This is a genomic window from Actinoplanes sp. NPDC049598 (assembly GCF_040675435.1).
Lineage (GTDB): Bacteria > Actinomycetota > Actinomycetes > Mycobacteriales > Micromonosporaceae > Actinoplanes.
The window spans coordinates 66,798-68,589 of sequence record NZ_JBFAOX010000001.1; the positions used below are offsets into that span (position 1 = coordinate 66,798).

Annotated in this window: 2 protein-coding genes; one reads left to right on the forward strand and one right to left on the reverse strand. The window is 70.6% G+C overall.

Going from position 1 to position 1,792, the window contains the following annotated elements:
• On the reverse strand, nt 1-189 hold a 189-nt coding region (locus AB0J66_RS00345), incomplete at its 3' end, for a hypothetical protein (RefSeq protein ID WP_364654359.1).
• 37 nt (nt 190-226) lie between these two features.
• On the opposite strand from AB0J66_RS00345, the gene AB0J66_RS00350 reads away from it, so the two are divergent.
• A complete protein-coding gene (locus AB0J66_RS00350; RefSeq protein WP_364654360.1) occupies nt 227-859 on the forward strand; it encodes a GGDEF domain-containing protein in 633 nt (210 codons plus the stop codon).
• The last annotated feature ends 933 nt before the right edge of the window (nt 860-1,792 follow it).

A 1,792-nucleotide genomic window follows, 5' to 3' on the forward strand; every position in this document is an offset into this window, starting at 1 on the left:
CCCGGGGTCCCCGGCCTCCGCCGCCTCTGCCGCGGGGTCCCCGGCCTCCGCCGCTTCTGCCGCGGGGTCCTCGGCCTCCGCCGCCTCCGCCGCGGGGTCCTCGGCCTCCGCCGCCTTTGCCCCGGGATCGCCGGGATCGGCGTTTCCGGCAACCGCCGCGGCCCTGGATGTCGCTGCCGTTCCCGACATTTCCGAAATCTCGGTTTTGCCATCGGGGGTGCTCGCGGTGCCGCTGGAGTGCCGGTCCGGCCGGGCCGGCGTCGTGCTGCTGGGCGGGGCGACCTTCGACGAGTCGGCCGTGCAGCTGGCCTCGGCGCTGGCCACCCAGGGCATGACCGCCTACGACAACGCCTGGCTGTTCAGCCGTGTGCAGGAGCTGGCCACCACCGACGAGCTGACCGGCCAGCACAACCGGCGCCACTTCTACGCCCTCGCCGGCACCCTGGTCAAGGCCGCTTGCCGAGCCGACCACCCCCTGGCCGCCGCCATGATCGACATCGACAAGTTCAAGACCATCAACGACACGTACGGCCACGGCGTCGGCGACGAGGTGATCCGCACCGTGGCATCCCGGGTCCGCGACAGCATCCGCGCCGCCGACGTCCTCGGCCGCTACGGCGGCGAGGAGTTCGCCGTGGTCCTCCCCGACCACGCCGACGCCCCCGGCGTAGCCGAACGCATGCGCCGCGCCGTGGCCGACACGCCCGTCCCCACCCCCGCCGGCCCCATCGAGGTGACCATCAGCGTCGGCCTGACCCAACTCACCTCCGGCGAATCCCTGGACCAGCTCCTGGCCCGAGCCGACCACGCCCTCTACCAAGCCAAGGACACCGGCCGCAACCGAGTCGTCGTCTCCTGACCGGAGCTACCGGGCCAGCCGCGGCCGACTCGGTGCCTGGTAGCCCCGTGCGTCACCGTCTTCATGGCCCGGCCTGTCTGCGGCTCGTAGCGCGCGCAGGCCCTCGGTGGTGGTGGCGCGCCGGCAGATCTCATAGATCTCGATGTTCGCGAGTCCAGACGCCACCCTTCGGCGCGGTCGAAAGGTACTTGCCGTCGGCCAGCGAACCGATTACTTCCGGCGACCAGCCCTGAAGTCAAGCCGCCCTGTCTGCGGCTAACCCGTGCACTTCAGTGGCCGTGACCATTGCGCGACAAGCCTTATTGACGCTGCTTCAAGCGCGAGCCGGTGATCGGAATTCCATCGAGGTTGGCATGATCGGAAACTGACGTGAGAGGCTCGGGTGCGGGACAATTCTTGTATGCGAGGGCAGATGTCATTGTTCGGGCGGGCCGAGACGGCAGCGATGCGTGATCGCACCAAGGCCAAAAACTATTCTGCCGAGCGCGAAGAATTCCGGCGGGCCCAGAAAAAGCGCCGCGACTGGGGATTAGCGCAACGGTACGCTGAGAAGCAGCGCCGCCTGTATGGATCCGTGGAGGCGGCCAGGGCCGAGTTCGCTCGGTGCGCCCGCGAGCGGCGCCTGCCCCAGCCTCCGGCCGACTGGGCTGTCGCCGCCGCGCCGGCCGCGGCGAGCACCGCCACGATGAGAGCGCCCTTCGCCTCAGAACCGGGCACGCCACAGCCCGCAGCGCTCACCCAGACATCCCCCGCACCAGCGGCGATCGATCCGGCGGTGCCCGAGCCTGCGCCTCAACCAGCAGCGATGGAACCGGCGGGGCCCGTAGCCGCGCCCCAGCTGCCTGCGGTGATGGAACCGGTAGGGCCTGTGTCCGCGCCTCGGTTGCCGGCGGTGGTCGAGCTGGCAGGAGCCGATGTCGTGCCTCACCTGCC